This is a genomic window from Tepidiphilus olei (assembly GCF_006980705.1).
Lineage (GTDB): Bacteria > Pseudomonadota > Gammaproteobacteria > Burkholderiales > Rhodocyclaceae > Tepidiphilus > Tepidiphilus olei.
Genome location: NZ_SBHO01000002.1, coordinates 294,533 through 312,087 on the forward strand (window position 1 = coordinate 294,533; position 17,555 = coordinate 312,087).

The 17,555-nt window shown below is 63.8% G+C and carries 15 protein-coding genes, 1 pseudogene and 1 riboswitch; of the genes and pseudogenes, 9 read left to right on the forward strand and 7 right to left on the reverse strand.

Translation table 11 applies throughout. The annotated features are described in order from the left end of the window. Genes EPD80_RS04540 through EPD80_RS04555 form a run of 4 tightly spaced genes read right to left on the reverse strand, consistent with a single transcriptional unit; the run spans position 1 to position 3,001 of the window. Positions 1-765 (reverse strand): ABC transporter ATP-binding protein, encoded by a 765-nt coding sequence (locus EPD80_RS04540; RefSeq protein ID WP_028875250.1) that lies wholly within the window; start codon positions 763-765, stop codon positions 1-3. Between the two features lie 44 nt (positions 766-809). Next, entirely contained in the window at positions 810-1,508 is a 699-nt protein-coding gene (locus tag EPD80_RS04545) for an ABC transporter permease (protein WP_142809756.1), read from the reverse strand. After that, the gene (locus EPD80_RS04550) at positions 1,505-2,194 is read right to left on the reverse strand and encodes an ABC transporter permease (RefSeq protein WP_142809758.1); all 690 of its coding nucleotides are present in this window, start codon (positions 2,192-2,194) and stop codon (positions 1,505-1,507) included. The genes EPD80_RS04545 and EPD80_RS04550 overlap by 4 nt, the downstream gene beginning before the upstream one ends. 27 nt (positions 2,195-2,221) lie before the next feature. After that, positions 2,222-3,001 (reverse strand): ABC transporter substrate-binding protein, encoded by a 780-nt coding sequence (locus EPD80_RS04555; RefSeq protein WP_142809760.1) that lies wholly within the window; start codon positions 2,999-3,001, stop codon positions 2,222-2,224. Positions 3,002-3,302: 301 nt separating this feature from the next. Here EPD80_RS04555 and dnaA point away from each other — a divergent pair, with 301 nt between their 5' ends. From dnaA to gyrB, 3 genes are all read left to right on the forward strand, one after another. Then, positions 3,303-4,808 carry a chromosomal replication initiator protein DnaA gene (gene dnaA / locus EPD80_RS04560; protein ID WP_142809762.1) on the forward strand — a complete coding sequence of 502 codons (1,506 nt, stop codon included), beginning with the start codon at positions 3,303-3,305 and terminating at the stop codon, positions 4,806-4,808. Between the two features lie 25 nt (positions 4,809-4,833). Next, positions 4,834-5,949, forward strand: a complete 1,116-nt coding sequence (gene dnaN / locus EPD80_RS04565; protein ID WP_142809764.1) for a DNA polymerase III subunit beta — start codon at positions 4,834-4,836, stop codon at positions 5,947-5,949. A gap of 63 nt (positions 5,950-6,012) precedes the next feature. Further along, the gene (gene gyrB / locus EPD80_RS04570) at positions 6,013-8,502 is read left to right on the forward strand and encodes a DNA topoisomerase (ATP-hydrolyzing) subunit B (protein ID WP_142809766.1); all 2,490 of its coding nucleotides are present in this window, start codon (positions 6,013-6,015) and stop codon (positions 8,500-8,502) included. Between the two features lie 16 nt (positions 8,503-8,518). On the opposite strand, the gene leuE is transcribed toward gyrB, so the two are convergent. Then, positions 8,519-9,181: a leucine efflux protein LeuE gene (gene leuE / locus EPD80_RS04575; protein WP_142809768.1), complete on the reverse strand. Its 663-nt coding sequence runs from the start codon at positions 9,179-9,181 to the stop codon at positions 8,519-8,521. A gap of 159 nt (positions 9,182-9,340) precedes the next feature. Between leuE and EPD80_RS04580 the strand changes: the two genes are divergently transcribed. The 3 genes from EPD80_RS04580 to EPD80_RS11470 are packed head-to-tail and all read left to right on the forward strand — an operon-like array spanning position 9,341 to position 12,798. Beyond that, positions 9,341-10,288 (forward strand): TAXI family TRAP transporter solute-binding subunit, encoded by a 948-nt coding sequence (locus tag EPD80_RS04580; RefSeq protein WP_142809770.1) that lies wholly within the window; start codon positions 9,341-9,343, stop codon positions 10,286-10,288. A 15-nt stretch (positions 10,289-10,303) separates the two neighbouring features. After that, complete coding sequence (locus EPD80_RS04585) at positions 10,304-12,343, forward strand: TRAP transporter permease (RefSeq protein WP_142809772.1); 2,040 nt, start codon at positions 10,304-10,306, stop codon at positions 12,341-12,343. After that, positions 12,340-12,798, forward strand: coding sequence for a DUF1850 domain-containing protein (locus EPD80_RS11470; RefSeq protein WP_142804052.1), 459 nt, complete (start codon positions 12,340-12,342; stop codon positions 12,796-12,798). The genes EPD80_RS04585 and EPD80_RS11470 overlap by 4 nt, the downstream gene beginning before the upstream one ends. Here EPD80_RS11470 and EPD80_RS04595 read toward each other — a convergent pair. Next, positions 12,795-13,712: pseudogene (locus tag EPD80_RS04595) on the reverse strand (recombination-associated protein RdgC); the annotation flags it as partial. The gene EPD80_RS11470 and the pseudogene EPD80_RS04595 overlap by 4 nt on opposite strands. Next, on the reverse strand, positions 13,625-14,083 hold the full coding sequence (locus EPD80_RS04600) for an AtaL-like protein (RefSeq protein ID WP_185957709.1): 459 nt from the start codon (positions 14,081-14,083) through the stop codon (positions 13,625-13,627). The pseudogene EPD80_RS04595 and the gene EPD80_RS04600, both read right to left, overlap by 88 nt. A gap of 824 nt (positions 14,084-14,907) precedes the next feature. Continuing rightward, a riboswitch (cobalamin riboswitch) is annotated at positions 14,908-15,121 on the forward strand. Between the two features lie 123 nt (positions 15,122-15,244). Here EPD80_RS04600 and EPD80_RS04605 point away from each other — a divergent pair. Genes EPD80_RS04605 through EPD80_RS04615 form a run of 3 tightly spaced genes read left to right on the forward strand, consistent with a single transcriptional unit; the run spans position 15,245 to position 17,546 of the window. Beyond that, entirely contained in the window at positions 15,245-15,925 is a 681-nt protein-coding gene (locus EPD80_RS04605; RefSeq protein WP_142809779.1) for an energy-coupling factor ABC transporter permease, read from the forward strand. Beyond that, entirely contained in the window at positions 15,925-16,719 is a 795-nt protein-coding gene (cobM, locus tag EPD80_RS04610) for a precorrin-4 C(11)-methyltransferase (RefSeq protein ID WP_142809781.1), read from the forward strand. The genes EPD80_RS04605 and cobM overlap by 1 nt, the downstream gene beginning before the upstream one ends. Beyond that, positions 16,716-17,546 carry a sirohydrochlorin chelatase gene (locus EPD80_RS04615; RefSeq protein ID WP_142809782.1) on the forward strand — a complete coding sequence of 277 codons (831 nt, stop codon included), beginning with the start codon at positions 16,716-16,718 and terminating at the stop codon, positions 17,544-17,546. Before cobM ends, EPD80_RS04615 begins: the two co-directional genes overlap by 4 nt. The last annotated feature ends 9 nt before the right edge of the window (positions 17,547-17,555 follow it).

Here is a 17,555-nt window from a genome sequence, read left to right on the forward strand (position 1 = left end):
TCACTTCAAATTCCCCGAAAGGAACTGCTGCAGCCGCTCGCTGCGCGGACGCGCCAGCACCTCGCGCGGGTTTCCTTCCTCCTCGACCAACCCCTGGTGCAGGAACATGACGTGCGTGGACACCTCACGCGCGAAGCCCATCTCGTGAGTGACCACGATCATGGTGCGGCCCTCCTGCGCGAGGTCGCGCATCACCTTGAGCACCTCGCCGACGAGCTCGGGGTCCAGCGCCGAGGTCGGCTCGTCGAAGAGCATCACCTCTGGCTCCACTGCCAGCGCCCGGGCGATCGCCACGCGCTGCTGCTCGCCGCCGGACATGTGCGAGGGATAGGCGTTCTTGCGGTGCGCCACGCCGACCTTGGCGAGGTAATGCTCGGCGCGCTCGATCGCCTCCTTTTTTGGCACGCCCAGCACGTGTACCGGCACCTCGATCACGTTCTCCAGCGCGGTCATGTGCGACCACAGGTTGAAATGCTGGAAGACCATGGCCAGGCGCGAGCGGATGCGCTGCAGCTGCTTGCGGTCGGCCGCGCGCAGGGTGCCATCCTTGGCCGGCACCAGCCGCAGTTCTTCGCCGTCGAGCACGATGCGCCCGGCGTTGGGTTGCTCGAGCAGGTTGATGCAACGCAGCAGCGTGCTCTTGCCCGAACCGCTCGAACCGATGACGCTGATGACGTCACCGGCGTCGGCCTTGAGCGAAACCCCTTTGAGGACTTCGTGCGCCCCATAGCGCTTGTGCAAATCGTCGACTTCGAGTTTGACCATGAATGGTTCGCCTTGCGGATCGGGTATGGCGACAGGAAAATGATTCAGCGGCGTTGTGGCCGCAGGTGAGCGAGCCAGCGGCGCTCGGCAGCCTTGAAGAGCTGCAGCAGCAGGAAAGTGAGCACGAGATAGAAGGCGCCGGCGGTGAGGTAGGCTTCGAAGGGAAGGAAATACTGGGCGCTAATCGTGCGCGCCACGCCGGTGATGTCGGCGAGCGTCACGAGCGAAGCCATGCTGGTCGCGTGCAGCATCATCACCACTTCGTTGCTGTACTGCGGCAGTGCCCGGCGCAACGCCGAAGGCAGGAGGATGCGCCGGTACATCTGCAGACGCGACATGCCGGCGGCGCGGGCCGCTTCGATCTCGCCCGGCGGCGTGGTCTTGAGGCAACCGGCGATGATCTCGGCGGTGTAGCCGGAAGTGTTGATGGCAAATGCCAGGCAAGCGCAGAAAGTGGCATCCGACAACCACGGCCAGAAGAGGCTCGCGCGCACGGCCTCGAACTGCGCCACCCCGTAATAGATGAGGAAGAGCTGCACCAGCATGGGTGTGCCGCGGATCACGTAGGTATAGAACCAGGCGGGCAGGTTGAGCCAGGGCGAACCCGACACCCGCATCAGCGCGAGCGGCACCGACCAGACGAAGCCCACGGCGAGCGAAATGAGGAGCAGCTGCAGCGTGACGCGCACGCCGTGCAGGAACTGCGGCAGGTTCTCCCAGATGACGGAAAAATCGAGGATCACAGCCGAACTTCCCGTACGCCCAGCGAGAAGCGTTTCTCGATCACGCGCAGCGCGAGCAGCGACACGCTGGTGATCGCCAAGTAGAGCACCCCGGCGAGCAGCAAATAGGTGAAGGGCTGGCGCGTGGCGTCCCCCGCCTGTTTGGCGTGGAACATAATGTCCGGCAGGCCCAATACCGACACGAGCGCGGTGGATTTGATGAGAACCAACCAGTTGTTGGCGATACCGGGAATCGACAGGCGCACCGTCTCCGGCCACAGGATGCGGCGAAACACCTGCCAGCGACTCATGCCGTAGGCGAACCCGGCCTCGGCCTGTCCCTTGGGGATGGAGAGGAAAGCGCCGCGGAAAGTCTCCGACAGGTAGGCGCCGAAGATGAATCCCAAAGTGGCCACGCCGGCGGCGAACGGGTCGATGTCGACGTAGTCTTCATGGCCGATGAGCGCCGCGGCGCGATTGACGAGATCCTGACCACCGAAATACACCAGCAGGATCATGACCAGCTCCGGGATGCCACGGATCACGGTGGCGTAGGCTTCGCCAAGCCATGCGAGCGGACGCAGCGGCGAGAGCCGCGCCCCCGCCCCCGCGAGCCCCAGCACCACGGCCAGTGCCATGGAGCACAGCGCCAGGCTCAGCGTCAGCCAGCTGCCTTCGACGATGGTGAGCCAATAGCCGCCGCTCATCGGCCAACTCCAACGGGCTTGGTCGCCTCACTCGCCATAGATGTCGAAGTCGAAGTATTTCTTCGCGATTTCCTGGTACTTGCCGTTGGCGCGGATCGCGTCGATGGCGGCGTTGAATTTCTCTACCAGCACCGTGTCGCCCTTGCGCACGGCCACGCCGATGCCCTCGCCGAAATACTTCCGGTCGGTGAAGGCCGGCCCCACCGTGGCGAACCCTTTACCGGCCTCGGTCTGCAGGAAACCGAACTGGATGCTCACGGCGTCGGCGAGCGAAGCGTCGATGCGCCCGACGGCGAGATCGAGGAAGACTTCTTCCTGCGAAGCATAGCGTACCACTTGGATGCCGGCCGGAGCGAAAACGTCGGTGGCATAGCGGTCGAAGATGGTGGCGCGCTGCACGCCGACTTTCTTGCCTTTCAGGTCGACCAAGGGGTCCTTCACCTCACTGCCCGCCTTCATCACCAGGCGGCCGGGCGTGTAGTAGTACTTCTTGCTGAAATCGACCGATTTCTTGCGCTCGTCGGTGATCGACATCGAAGAGATCACCGCGTCGATCTTGCGCACTTTGAGCGCGGGGATCAATCCGTCGAACTCCTGCTCGATCCACCGGCACTTGACCTTCATCTCTTCACACAGGGCGTTGCCGATGTCGTAGTCGAAACCGGCGAGCTTGCCGTCGGGCGTTTTGTAGGCGAAGGGGGGATAGGAAGCCTCGATGCCGATGCGCAAGGGCTTGTCCTCGGCCATTGCCGCATCCGAGGCGAGCACGAACAGGATCGCGCCAAACAACGAGAAGAGCTTTTTCATGACAGGCTCCTTCACAGGGAGGTGTGGTTTGTTCGTTTGTTTCAACCACGCCCTACTCAACAGGCGGGCGAGACGAGGTGTGGAAAAACGCATCGGTGCATCGATCGACGTCACGCCCATAAGTTTCCCGCGCTCGGCCAAAGAAGGTCGTCGGGGATAAAGGCTAATCATTTTACCAATACCTAAGCTTGGGTCGTTTCCCTGGTCGAGATTTCGCCCACCCTGTGGATAACTCACCTTTTGGGTGGACGGGTTAGAATATCCCCTGGAACGTCGTCAATCCTTCCAGAGGGCCTTCTCCTTGAGTCACGAAGCGTGGACCGCCTGCTGCGAGCGTCTGCGTGCCTCGCTGCCGGCGCAGCAATACAATACCTGGATCCGTGCCCTGAGCGCCGAACCCGAGGAAGGAGGCGCAGGAGTGCGGCTGCGCGTGCTCGCGCCCAACCGCTTCATCCTGCAGTGGGTGCGCGAGCGCTACTGGTCCAAGATCGCCGAACATCTCGCCGAGCTCGGCATCGCCCAGGCCGAACTGCAGCTGGGCGCTACCGCCAAAGGAGGCACGCCGCCGCGATCCAATCGGCCCGCATCGGCCCAAGCCCGGGCTTCGGCTCCCGACGTCGAATCCTCCGAAGCGGCACCTGCGGACTCGGTTCCTCCTGCCGCGGCGACGACGCAGGAACGCGCCGCCGAAGCCAAACCCCGCCCCGCCCGCAGCGCTCCGAAACGCCGCCCTCCGCCGCTCGCCGAGGACGTGGCCCCGTCCTCGACCCTCGAAGCGCTCTACGAGCGCACGCGGCTCAACCCAGCGGCGACTTTCGACACCCTCGTCACCGGCCGAGCCAACGACCTCGCCCGCGCCGCGGCCATGCAAGTGGCGCACAACCCCGGCGCCTCCTACAATCCGCTGTTCGTCTATGGCGGGGTCGGACTGGGCAAGACGCACCTCATCCATGCCATCGGCAACGCCATCTTCCGTACCGACCCGCGCGTGGTGATCCGCTACGTCCACGCCGAGGACTACTACGCCGACGTCGTCCGAGCCTACCAGCAGAAGAGCTTCGATGCCTTCAAGCGCTACTACCGTTCGCTCGACGTGCTGCTCATCGACGACATCCAGTTCTTCCAGAACAAGGCACGCACACAGGAAGAATTCTTCCATGCCTTCAACGCCCTCACCGAGGCGCACAAGCAGATCGTCATCACCTGCGATACCTATCCCAAAGACATTCAAGGGCTGGAAGATCGGCTCATCTCGCGTTTCGACTGGGGCCTGACGGTGCAGATCGAGCCGCCCGAGCTCGAGATGCGGGTGGCCATCGTGCAGAAGAAGGCGCAACTCTTGGGCGTGCAGGTGGGCGACGACGTGGCCTTCTTGATCGCCAAGAACCTGCGCTCGAACGTGCGCGAACTCGAAGGCGCACTCAACAAGGTGGTGGCCTTCGCCAACTTCCACAGTCAGCCGATCACGCTGGAGCTGGCCAAGGAGGCACTCAAGGACATCCTGCACGCCTACAATCGGCAGCTCACCGTCGAACACATCCAGAAGACGGTGGCCGACTACTACAAGACCAAGGTCGCCGACATGCACTCGAAAAAGCGCACGCGGGCGGTGGCTCGCCCCCGGCAGGTGGCGATGTGGCTCGCCAAGGAGCTCACGCCGCTGTCGCTGCCGGCCATCGGCGAAGCCTTCGGCGGGCGTGACCACACGACGGTGCTGCACGCCTACCGCACGATCAACGAGCTGCGTCTGACCGATCCCCAACTCAACCACGACGTCCACGTGCTGCTGCAGGTCCTGCGCGGCTGAAGACTTCCAATTCAGGAGAGGCCCGATGCTCTTTCTCGAATCGACCCGCGACCAGCTGCTGCAACCGCTGCTGGCCACCAGTGGCGTGGTCGAAAAACGCCAGACGAAACCCATCCTCGCCAACGTGCTGCTCGAGCGCGACGCCGGCCGCCTCGGGCTCACCGCCACCGACGGCGAGATGCAGCTCGCCGTCCACATCGACGCGAGCGAGCTGCCGGGCGAAGAAGGAAGACTCACCGTCAATGCGAAAAAACTGCTCGACATCCTGCGCAGCCTTCCCGAAGGCGCGGTGATACGGCTCGAGCGCGACGGCGAGAGCCGCCTCGTCCTGCGCTGCGGTCGCAGCCGTTTCACCCTGCAGGCGCTGCCGGCAGAGGAATTCCCCCGCCTCGTCCCACCGGAAGGCGAAGACGCGCCCATGCGGCTCACCCAGCGCGAGCTGCGCCGCCTCATCGCGCTCACCTCCTACGCCATGGCGCAGCAGGACATCCGCTACTACCTCGTGGGCATGCTCTTTGCCGCCGAAGGCGACCGGCTCGACGTGGTGACCACCGACAGCCACCGGCTGGCTCATTGCGCGCAACCTCTGGCCGAACCCTTGGCGAGCGCGCGCGAAGCCATCGTGCCGCGCAAGGCGGTGGGCGAGCTGCAGCGGCTGCTCACCGATTCCGACGATACGGTGGAAGTGCGCATCGCCGACAAGCAGATCGTGTTCCGCTTCAAGGACAGCGAATTCCTCAGCAAGATCATCGACGGGCGATTCCCCGATTTTCGTCGTGTCATTCCCCAAGGGCACCCCATCCGTGTCTCTTTCGTTCGCACCGAACTGCAGCAAGCCTTGCAGCGCGTGGCGATCCTTGCCAGCGACAAGATCCGCCCGGTCAAACTCTCCTTCTCCCCGGGGCTGGTGCGCCTGTCGAGCCACAACGCCGAACAGGAAGAGGCCATCGAGGAGATCGAGATCGCCTACGACGGCGAACCGCTGGAGATCGGCTTCAACGTCGGCTATCTGCTCGACGTACTGAGCGCGCTCACCAACGAAGTCGTGCATCTGTCGCTCAAGGACGGCAACGCCGCCGCCCTCATCACCGTCCCCGAGGACGAGCGCTTCGAATACGTCGTGATGCCGATGCGCCTGTAGAACCGTACCCCAAAAAATCTGTCAGACATTTTATCGATACGCTACGAGGAAAGAATTTCCGTCATGAGCCGAGACGTGCAAAAAAAAACCCCCAGTGAAACCTACGACGAATCCGCCATCCAGCAGCTCGAAGGGCTGGAGGCCGTGCGCAAGCGTCCCGGCATGTACATCGGCGATACTTCCGATGGCACCGGCCTGCACCACATGGTGTTCGAGGTGGTCGACAATGCCATCGACGAGGCGCTCGCCGGCTACTGCGACGAGATCGTGGTGACGATCCACGCCGACGATTCCGTGTCGGTGGTCGACAACGGACGCGGCATCCCGGTGGGCATCAAGTGGGACGACAAACACGAGCCCAAGCGCAGCGCCGCCGAGATCGTCATGTGCGTGCTGCATGCCGGGGGCAAGTTCAACCAGAACAGCTACAAGGTGTCCGGCGGACTGCACGGCGTGGGCGTGTCCTGCGTCAACGCGCTCTCCAAATGGCTGCGGCTCACGGTGCGGCGCGACGGCAAGAAGCATTTCATGGAATTCCACCGCGGCGTGCCGGCCGATTTCGTCGAGGAGGTGATCGACGGCATCCCCGTGCGCAAGATGCGCGAACTGGGGCCGACCACCAAGCGCGGCACCGAGGTGCATTGGCTCGCCGACGAGGAGATCTTCGGTACCATCGAATACCACTACGACATTCTCGCCAAGCGCCTGCGCGAGCTCTCCTTCCTCAACAACGGCGTGCGCATCAAGCTCGTCGACCAGCGCACCGGCAAAGAAGAGGATTTCGCCTTCTCCGGCGGGGTGCGCGGCTACGTCCAATACCTCAACCGCAACAAACACCCCATCCATCCCCACATCTTCCATGCCCAGGGGGTGGTGAAGGTACCCCAGGACGTGGGGCACGAGGTCGAGATCGCCGTCGAGGTGGCGATGCAGTGGAACGACAGCTACCAGGAACAGGTGCTGTGCTACACCAACAACATCCCGCAGCCCGACGGCGGCACGCACCTCACCGGCTTGCGCGCCGCGCTCACGCGCGTCATCAACCGCTACATCGAAGAGCAGGAGATCGCCAAGAAAGCCAAGGTCGAGATCACCGGCGACGACATGCGCGAGGGGCTCGCCTGCGTGCTCTCGGTGAAGATGCCCGATCCGAAGTTCGCCAGCCAGACGAAGATGAAACTCGTCTCCTCCGAGGCGCGCCCGGCGGTCGAGGAGATCGTCTCGGCCAAACTCGCCGAGTTCCTGCTAGAGAATCCCAACGACGCCAAGATCATCTGCGGCAAGATCGTGGAGGCGGCGCGCGCACGCGAGGCGGCGCGCAAGGCGCGCGAAATGACGCGGCGCAAGGGACTGCTCGACGGCGTAGGTTTGCCCGGCAAGCTCGCCGACTGCCAGGAAAAGGACCCGGCGCTGTGCGAACTCTTCCTCGTCGAAGGGGATTCGGCCGGCGGATCGGCCAAGCAGGGGCGCGACCGTAAATTCCAGGCGATCCTGCCGCTCAAGGGCAAGATTCTCAACGTCGAGAAGGCGCGCTTCGACAAGCTGCTGCAAAGCCAGGAGATCGCTACCCTCATCACGGCGCTCGGCACCGGCATCGGCAAGGACGAATACAAGCCGGAGAAGCTGCGCTACCACCGCATCATCATCATGACGGACGCCGACGTCGACGGTGCCCACATCCGCACCCTGCTGCTCACGTTCTTCTACCGGCAGATGCCCGAGCTCGTCGAGCGCGGCCACATCTACATCGCCCAGCCGCCGCTCTACAAGATCAAACACGGCAAGACCGAGCTCTACCTCAAGGACGACCAGGAGCTGCAGCAGCACCTGCTCAAACTCGCCCTCGACGGGGCGGAACTACTGCCGCGCGAAGGGGCCGAGCCGCTGCGCGACGAGACGCTCGCCGGCCTCGCGCGCCAGTATTTGCTGGCCGAATCGCTCATCGCACGCCACGCCGCGCGCATCGACGCGCAGGCGCTGCGCACGCTGCTCGCCAACGACGTCGCCCTCGACCTCTCCAGCCAGGAAGCGGCCCTGGCGAGCGCCGAGCGGCTGCGCGCTGCGCTCGACGGCGCCCTGGAGGTCGAAGCCCTGTTCGACGAGACGAACGAGGAGTGGGTGCTCGAGCTCACGCGCATGCACCACGGCAACGCCCGACGCTCGCGCATCGACCCCGACTTTCTCGCCTCACACGACTGGCGCCTCATCCGCGAGGCCGCCCGGACGCTGGCCGATCTCGTCGGCCCCGGCGCTCAGGTACGCCGCGGCGAAAAACGCCAGCCGGTGGGCAGCTTCGCCGAAGCAGTACAGTGGTTGATCGCCGAGGTCGAACGCAACCTCGTCAAGCAGCGCTACAAAGGTTTGGGCGAAATGAACCCCGATCAGTTGTGGGAGACGACGATGGATCCGGCGGTGCGGCGCCTGCTGCGCGTGCAGATCGACGACGCCATCACCGCCGACGAGATCTTCACCACCCTGATGGGCGAGCAGGTCGAACCGCGGCGCGCCTTCATCGAGACGAACGCGCTCTACGCTCGCAACATCGACGTGTGAGACCGGCGACGGCGCCTCATTCGAGGCTCGCCGTCGCGAGCTTCATCCCGAAGGCGACGAAGAGCGCCCCGACCGCGCCGGTGCCGCCGATGGCGAGCCGCCGGCGCCGGCGGAAGGCCGCGGCGAGCTTGGCGCCGGCAAGCACGAGCGTAGCGAGATAGGTCATGCTGCACAGCTGCACCGACACGCCCAGCACCAGGAAAGCGAGCAGCGGATGACCCGCCTGCGGGTCCACGAACTGGATGAAAAAAGAAAAGAAGAAGAGAATGGCCTTCGGGTTCATCAGGCTGATGAGCAAAGCCGAACGGAAGGGGTGCAAGGCCCCGGTGCGCACTTCTTCTTCGGGCGCGGCGATCGCCTCGCCGCGGCGCATGGCCTGGCTCGCCCGCCAGGCGGCGCGCATCAGCTGCAGGCCGATCCAGCAGAGGTAAGCCGCCCCGGCGAGCCTGAGCCCTAGAAAAAGCGCCGGTACGAGCTTCAGAAGCGACGCAGCCCCGAATACCGCCGCACACATCAACACCGTATCTCCCACGAGTACCCCCAGTGCGGCCCAGGCGCCGCTGCGCCAGCCGTGTCTCGAAGCCGATGTCATGACGTAGAGCGAGTTCGGCCCCGGTAGGAGTACGACGAAAATGGTGCCGAGCAGGAAGGTGGGGTAGTCGACGATACCGAGTGACATGGCCGGATCCGAAGAAACTGGATAAGCTCCATGCTAGCCGATCTTTCGCGCTTCGAGTATGGCGGTAAATCGCAACGCTTGACCACCCCCATTCTGGCTGCTATAAAGCGGCTGAGCTGGCGTCAGACCGGTCCTTGTCATCGACCAAAGGAGAAAACCATGGGTGCGATCCGTCATTTCGTCGCTGCGCTCGGCTTGTGCGCTTTCGCCGCCGCAGCCCAAGCGCAGACTTACATCACCGTGCTCACCGGCGGCACCAGCGGGGTCTATTACCCACTGGGAGTGGCGCTGTCCAAGATCTACGGCGAAGCCATCCCCGGCGCGAAGACGAGCGTCCAGGCGACCAAGGCGAGCGCGGAAAATCTCAATCTCCTGCAAGCCGGTCGTGGCGAAGTGGCCTTCTCACTGGGTGATGCCGTCGCCCAGGCCTGGGCAGGGAACGAGGAAGCCGGTTTCAAGCAGAAGCTCGACAAATTGCGGGCGCTGGCGGCGATCTATCCTAATTACATACAGATCGTGGCGAACAGGGAATCCGGCATCCGCTCACTGCAGGACCTGCGAGGCAAGCGCCTGTCGGTGGGGGCCCCGCGCTCGGGCACCGAACTCAACGCGCGCGCCGTACTCGCCGCAGCGGGTCTTTCCTACGCCGATCTCGGCAAGGTCGAATACCTTCCCTTCGGCGAATCGGTCGAACTGATGAAGAACCGCCAGCTCGATGCCACCCTACAGTCCGCCGGACTCGGTGTGGCCTCGATCCGCGACCTCGCGACCAACGTGCCGATCGTCGTCGTTCCGGTGCCGCCGGAAATCGTCGCCAAGATCGGCGACCCGGCCTATCAGCCGGCGGTGATCCCGGCCGGCACCTATACGGGTCAGGAGCAGGACGTCCCGACGGTGGCGGTGCGCAACCTGCTGGTGACGCACAGCGGCGTTCCGGAAGAAGTGGTCTATCTCATGACGAAATCGATGTTCGAGCATCTCGACGAGCTCGTCGCCGCGCATACCGCCGCCAAAGGGATCAAACTCGAAGAAGCCACCAGCGGCTTGCCGATCCCCCTGCATCCGGGAGCGGAGCGCTATTATCGAGAAGCCGGCGTGCTCCGCTAAACGGATAGGTGCACCATGCACCACGGCTTCGACCAGACGGAGGATGAGAGAAAAGGCTTCGCGTCGCGCCTGCTTTTTCTCGTCGCGGTGAGCTTTTCGCTCTTTCAAATCTATACCGCGGCCTTCACCCCTTTTTCCTCCCTGGTCACGCGTGCCGTCCACGTCGGTTTCCTGCTCATACTCACTTTCGGATTCCTCGCCCGAGATGGCTTCGTGCGGGGAAAACGGCTGATTCCATCGCTGTTTCTCGTCTGCGTGCTGCTTTCCGCGGCCGTAGCCTTCTATCAATGGATCTTCGAGCATGAGTTGATGCTGCGCTCGGGCGATCCGACCCGTATCGATCTATGGGTCGGCGCAGTGCTCCTGATGCTCGTCTTTTTGGCCACCCAACGCATGATGGGCTGGGCCTTGCCGCTCATCTGCGGCGTACTCGTGCTCTACGCCGTCTATGGTCGCTGGCTTCCTGGGCCATTTAATCACCGCGGTTATCCCTGGGAACAGGTGATCGAACACCTTTCTTTCGGCACGGAAGGGATCTACGGCATTCCCATCTACGTCAGCTCGACCTACATCTTCCTCTTCATCCTCTTCGGCGCCTTTCTCGAGCGCGCCGGCATGCTTAAGCTCTTTACCGACTTCGCCTTGGGTTTGGTCGGTCACACCCAAGGCGGTCCGGCAAAAGTCGGGGTGATCGCTTCGGGACTGATGGGAACGATCAACGGCAGCGGCGTAGCCAATGTCGTGACGACCGGCCAGTTCACGATCCGGTTGATGAAACGCTTCGGCTACCGTCCAGAATTCGCCGGTGGGGTCGAGGCTACGGCCAGCATGGGCGGCCAGATCATGCCGCCGGTGATGGGCGCAGTGGCCTTCATCATGGCCGAGACGATCGGCGTAGCGTACGTGGAAGTGGTGCGTGCGGCGCTCATCCCAGCGATTCTCTATTTTCTCACGGCGTTTTTGGTGGTACATCTCGAAGCAGGCCGCTTGGGCCTGACCGGAATGCCCAAGGAGAATCTACCCAATCCGTGGCGCGCGGTGCGCGAGCGCTGGTACCTGGTGCTGCCGCTGGCGGTGCTGGTCTATCTGCTCTTTTCCGGCTATACGCCGCTCTTCGCCGGGCTCGTCGGATTACTGCTCACCGTCGTTCTGATCCTAGGCACCATCCTCTCGACCGCGCTGCTCACCAAAGCGCTCCGTTTCCTCTTCTGGATAGCTCTCGGCGTGATGTGCTCGACTTTCCTGCGCTGGGGAATCACCCCGGTGTTGGTGCTGATCGCCGTGCTGGTGTTTGCCTGCGCCTTGAATACGAAGAGCCGGCCTACCCTGAAAGACTTGGTGTCGGCCCTGGCCGAAGGCGCGCGCCAGGCACTGCCGGTGGGAATCGCCTGTGCCCAGGTCGGCGTCATCATCGGCGTGATGACCCTCACCGGCGCGGCTTCGAGCTTTGCCAATGCCGTGCTCGCCGTAGGAGAGCAAAGTCTCTTTTTGTCGTTGCTCCTGACGATGCTCGTGTGCCTGGTACTGGGCATGGGCATCCCGACCATCCCCAACTACATCATCACCAGCTCGCTCGCCGCCCCAGCGCTGTTGCACCTAGACGTACCGCTCATCGTGAGCCACATGTTCGTCTTCTATTTCGGCATCATGGCCGATCTCACGCCCCCCGTGGCCTTGGCCTGTTTCGCTGCCGCACCTATCGCGGGGGCCCCGGGTCTGGCCATCAGCTTGCAGGCGATCCGTGTGGCAGCGGCCGGGTTCGTCATCCCTTTCATGACGGTGTATACCCCGGCGCTGATGCTGCAGGGTGACCCGGGATGGTTGGAAGTCGGCTACATCGTCTTCAAAGTAATCGTGGCGATCTGGCTGTGGGGCTGTACGGCGATCGGCTACTGGCTCGGCCCCCTGTCCTGGTTCGAGCGGCTGTGGGCTTTCGCCGCCGCGGCCTTGCTCGTAATCGCCATGCCCATCACCGATGAATTGGGCCTGCTGGCCGGGGCGATCATCCTGTTCCAGCACGTCTGGCGCCATCGTCGTAGGTCTTCGCCGACATGATCGGTCTTTGCCTGAGCGTGCTGGGAACGACGGTCTTGCTACCGGTGAGCGTCTTCACCTTGAGCTGGCAGCATTCGATCGAGAAGACGCAGTGGGAAGAGCGCTGGCGCATCGAGGAGGGCGAGTCGCCCCAGCTCGTCTTCGTCGAAGGCCGCATCCATGGTTCGGGGGCAGGGATGGAACCACCGCCTCGGGCGAAGAGGGAAAACGGCGTCTGGGTCTATGAGGAAGCCTTGCGCCTTCCTGCGCTGCATCTGGCCCATTCGCCGTTCGCATCGCCCTATCGCCTCTGCCCGGGTGACGAAGCCTGTCATGCGCTCGAGGTCTGGCTGCCCGGATTGCCGGAGATCGGCGAGGTCGAGCTCTTTCCCTGCTCGCCTTCTTCGCCGAGTTCTCCGCCGAGCGCGGCCGAGAGCGCCGGCAGCATGGAACGCAAGGTCTCGGCGAAGAGGTAGAACCGCCCCTCGAAGCGCTCGCGGGCATCGCGCGCCTCGCCCGTCGTCTCGTCCTCCGCATCGGTGCGCGCGAGCCGTTTGAGCGCCCCGTCGGCGGTGAGCACGAAACTCAGCCGATCGGCGTAGGCGAGCGCGAGCCGCGTCGGGCGTTTGCCGGCCGCGAGGTGCGAGCGGATCTCGGCGGCCACGCTGCCTTCTCCCAGCGGCAGGCGGGCATAGCGCACGAGGGCGCGGCTGTCGTCCTGCGCCTCGAGCTGGACCTCGTCTTCGAGCGAGAAGGGGCCTGGAGCCTCCGCCGCGAGCAGCCAGTCGGCCATCGCCGACGTGGGGGCGAGCCGGGTACGCCAGGGTTTCAAGGGAAAGCGTTCGACAGTGGCGCGCAGCGTGTCGATCACCCGTTCGGCGAGCGCAAGGCTGCCGGCATCGACGGCGAACCATCCCTCGCGCGGGTCGATCCACACCGGCACGCGTCGACGCCGGGTGAAGGCGCGCGGTAGCCACTCGGCGCGAATGGCTTCACGCAGCTCGCGCAGTTCCTTGCGCGACAGGGGATAGCCCCGTTCGTCGGCGATCGCCTCGGCGCGCTGTTCGGCCTCGGCCTTGACCACGCTCGCCGGCAGGAGACGCTCCTCGCGCACCCAATGCGCCAGCCAGTGTCCTCCTACGTCCGCAATGGCCTCGTCGTCACCGAAGGGCGGCGCCCAGCCCTCGCTCGTTTCGTTCTGCGGCCCCACCGGCAGAAAGGGACGACGGAGGAAGAGCTCGTTCCAGTAGGTGCGCCCTTCCTTGCCATCCCATCGGTATAGTCGCAGGTTCTTGAATTCGATCATGCTTTCCCTCGTTTCTTCCGTGCGATCGCGACGATGCGCGCCATGGTGTCGGCATCGGCCGCGGCGTAGGCCTTGGCGAGCCATTCGGCCACGGGTCGTCCGTCGGGCGCGAGCAGTGCCTCGTCCAGGGTGGTGTCGTAGCGAAAATTCAGCCCCAAGCGTCCGCGCTCATCGACGAGCGAGATCTCCAGAGTTCCGCCGGGCCGGCCTCCCTGGGGTTCGACGATGAAACGCAGGCGTTTTCCCTCTTCCCACTCGACGCGATCACGGTAGCTGTCGTGGCCGAAGTGCAGCCGGCGCAGCACGTGCGCTGGGCCTCGCTCCAGGATGTCGCAGCCGGTCATCCCCAGGACGAATTCCTGCGGATGCTCGATGCGCGTTGCCAATCCTTGCCAGACTGCGGCGACATCGAGTGCTTCTTCCGGAGCGAAGAACAGGCGGTGTTCGAAGTGCACGACGACGTCCCCTTGGAGGTTGCAGGGAAGTCTAGGGGCAAGGGACGACGAGGGCAAGGGGTAGCAGATAGCAGGACGGGAACGCCGTGATTGGTAGTTGTACACAGATCTTTTATAAAAACTTCTAGTGTTTACTACGCTTGACAGGGTTCTGTGGAAAACTAACTAAAAACGATGATTTCGTTGAATTTTTCTTGATGGTGAACAAGGGGAACGAAGGGCTTGCAAGCGGTGTGATGTAGACGAATGCTTTCCGGGGTCCAGAAAAAACGGGGAGTTTTCCCCAAACTTTCCCACGGTTTCCCTTCGCCTTGTCCACTGTGGCGTATCGGTCACAAAAAACATCAATTTAAAAATGGTTTTTGGTAGGAGAGCAAAAACATTCCTTTCTTCATGGTTTTTTTGGCGAAGTGAGAAAGGGGTTGACAACCAAATCAAGTAAACAAAAAACCATGTAAACAATGTTTCCTCCAAATCTGTGGATAACTTCTTGCCGTCCAAGGCATCTGCACGTTTCCCCGGCGGGAAAACTTTGGGAAAACCCTGGGATGAGCAGTGGGCGGTTTGGGGAGGAAATTCACCCGATGGGGAAATTTTCCATTGATCCACAAACGATTACCGGAGAATCCTTGTATCCGTGCACCGTCGGCGGGCTGGCGGGAGATGGCAGACAAACTCGCCTCAGAATTGGGACAGGCTTGTGGATAATTTTGTGAAAATCCCAGGATGAGACAAATCCGTTCAAGGACTTGCGCTCGTTTCTTCACGATCCACAGGAAGGAGGGCTGGAGTCCATGGCGTTGACATCGTACGCGGCGGCGGTGTATCTTGCCTTTGCTTCGGGTGCCCGCTCCGACGTCTTGGGAGCGGGTGAAACGGGAAGCCGGTGAAGCGGGCATCGTCCTGCCATTCCGGCGCAGCCCCCGCTGCTGTGAGCCTGACGGGAAGCGCATCGGCCACTGTGCCTTCAACGGCATGGGAAGGCGCGCGAACCGGATGACGGCGAGCCAGAAGACCGGCCCGAAGTGCGTAGTTGGTGCGAGCCCCGGGGTGTGGGTTTGGCTGACGGTTCGGGGCGGTCCTTCTCTCTTCCCCTTTCCTCAGGCCCTTTATCTCCTCGTGCGGCTCGTCTTGGCGAAGCCTTCGCAAAGGAGACGGGTCATGCATATCGAACCAGGCGTCGTCACGGGCGCCAAACTGTTGTTGGGTCATGCCACCGCGGCCGCGAGTCTGGGGGCGGCGCTCTTGCTCTCGGCCAAGGCGGTGAAAAAGGACGGGGTGGCGGCGCTCGCGTTGCGCACCCTCGTGGCGTCCTTCCTCGTGTTCTGTTTCTTCGAGGTCTTTCCCCATCGACCGGTGGGCGTGTCCGAGGTCCACCTCATCCTGGGGTCCACCCTGCTGTTGCTCTTCGGCCCTGCTGCGGCGGCTCTGGGGCTCGCCGGCGGGCTCCTCGCCCAAGGGATGTTCTTCGCGCCTGCCGATCTGCCGCAGTTCGGCATGAACGTGACCACTTTGCTCGTACCGCTCTTCGCCACGGCGCTCCTGGCGCGGCGCATCGTGGCGCCGCATACGCCTTACGTCGATCTGCGCTATCGCGACGTGCTGCGCCTGTCGCTCGCCTATCAGGGGGGCGTGGTGTCGTGGGTGGCGTTCTGGGCGCTCTACGGTCAAGGTCTGGGGACGGATAACCTCACTCAGGTCGCTTCGTTCGGCGTGGCCTACCTTTCGGTGGTGCTCGTCGAGCCGCTCATCGACCTGGCGGTGCTCGCGGCGGCCAAGGCTTGGCATCGCGGCAGGGAGACCGTGCTGTTGCAGCGGCGACTCTTCATGGGTCGGGCCTGATGCCGGGGACGGTATGGTTCGTCGGCGCCGGCCCCGGCGATCCGGAGCTCCTCACCGTCAAGGGCAAGAAGCTGCTCGAGCGCGCCGGTGCCGTGCTCTTCGCCGGGTCGCTGGTGGATGCCGCGGCGACCCGCTACGCGCCGCCGGGTTGCCTCATCCGCGATTCGAAAGACATGACGCTCGAGGAGATGACCGAGTGGCTGGTGGCCGCGGCGAAGGCGCACGAGACGGTGGTACGCCTGCAGACGGGCGACCCCACGCTCTACGGGGCGCTCATCGAGCTCACCCGGCCGCTCACGGCGGCGGGCATTTCCTGGAAGGTGGTGCCTGGAGTGTCTTCGGCGATGGCGGCGATGGCGGCCGCGGGCGAATCGATGACCTTGCCCGAAGTGACGCAGACGGTGATCCTCACCCGGGTGGCCGGGCGTACGCCCATGCCGCCGGGTGAGGAGCTCGAGTCCCTTGCGGCGCACCGCAGCACGATCTGCCTCTTTCTCTCGATCACGCGGCTCGCCGAGGTCGAGCGGGGTTTGCGCGCGGCCGGTTGGGCGGAAGAGTCGCCGGTGCTGGTGGTGCACAAGGCAAGCTGGGCGGACGAGGAGCGCATCGTGCGCACCACGCTGGGGGAATTGCGTCGGGCGTGCCGCGAGGCGGGAATCGTGAGCCAGGCGATGATCGTGGTCGGCCCCACGCTGGGGGCGGCGTCGTGGCCGGATTTGGCACGCAGCAAGCTCTACGACCCTTCCTTTACGCATCGCTGGCGCAAAGCAAAGACGAAGGAATGGGATACATGAACGAACGCACGGTGCTGGTGGTGGCGCACGGGTCGCGCGAGGCGACGGGAAACGTCGAGACCGCCGAATTCGTGGCGCGCTGGCGGCAGATGCGGCCACAATGGCGCATCGAACTGTGTTTCATCGAGCATGCCGAGATCCTGCTCGACGAAGGGCTCGATCGGGCGGCGGAAGGCGCGCGCGAGGTGGTGGTGGTACCGCTCATCCTCAACGCGGCCGGGCACGTGAAGATGGAACTGCCTGAGGCGATCGAGCGGGCGCGAGTACGACATCCGCAGGTGCACTTCGTGGCGCGCAGGCATCTGGGCATGGGAGCGGAGCTTTTCCCGCTCATCCAGCAGCGGCTGCAGGAGGCATTGCGGGAACTGGACGTGCCCGATCCGGCTACCACGGGCGTGATTTTGCTCGGACGCGGTTCGTCGGATCCGGGAGGGAACGCCGAACTCGCGAAAATGGCGCGCTGGGTGTTCGAGGCCAATGACCACGAGCTGGTCGATCTCGCCTTTACCGGCATCACCTGGCCGCGTCTGGAGACGGTGGTGGCGCGGCAGGTGAAACTCGGCATGATGCAGATCGCCATCGTTCCCGTGTATCTCTTCACCGGAGTGCTGATCGAGCGCATCGGGGCGCAGGTGGAGCGCCTGCGGCGGCAATATCCTACGGTGGCGTTCGCGCTGGCGCGTCATTTCGGTTTCGACGAGCGCCTCGTGGCGTTGCTGGAATCGCGGGTGACGAACGGGGAGCGAGAGGGGATGCTGGAGTGCGACGGCTGCAAATACCGCGCTGCTGCGGCCCACGAACATGCTCATGCGCATCATCACGGATGAGGGAGGATC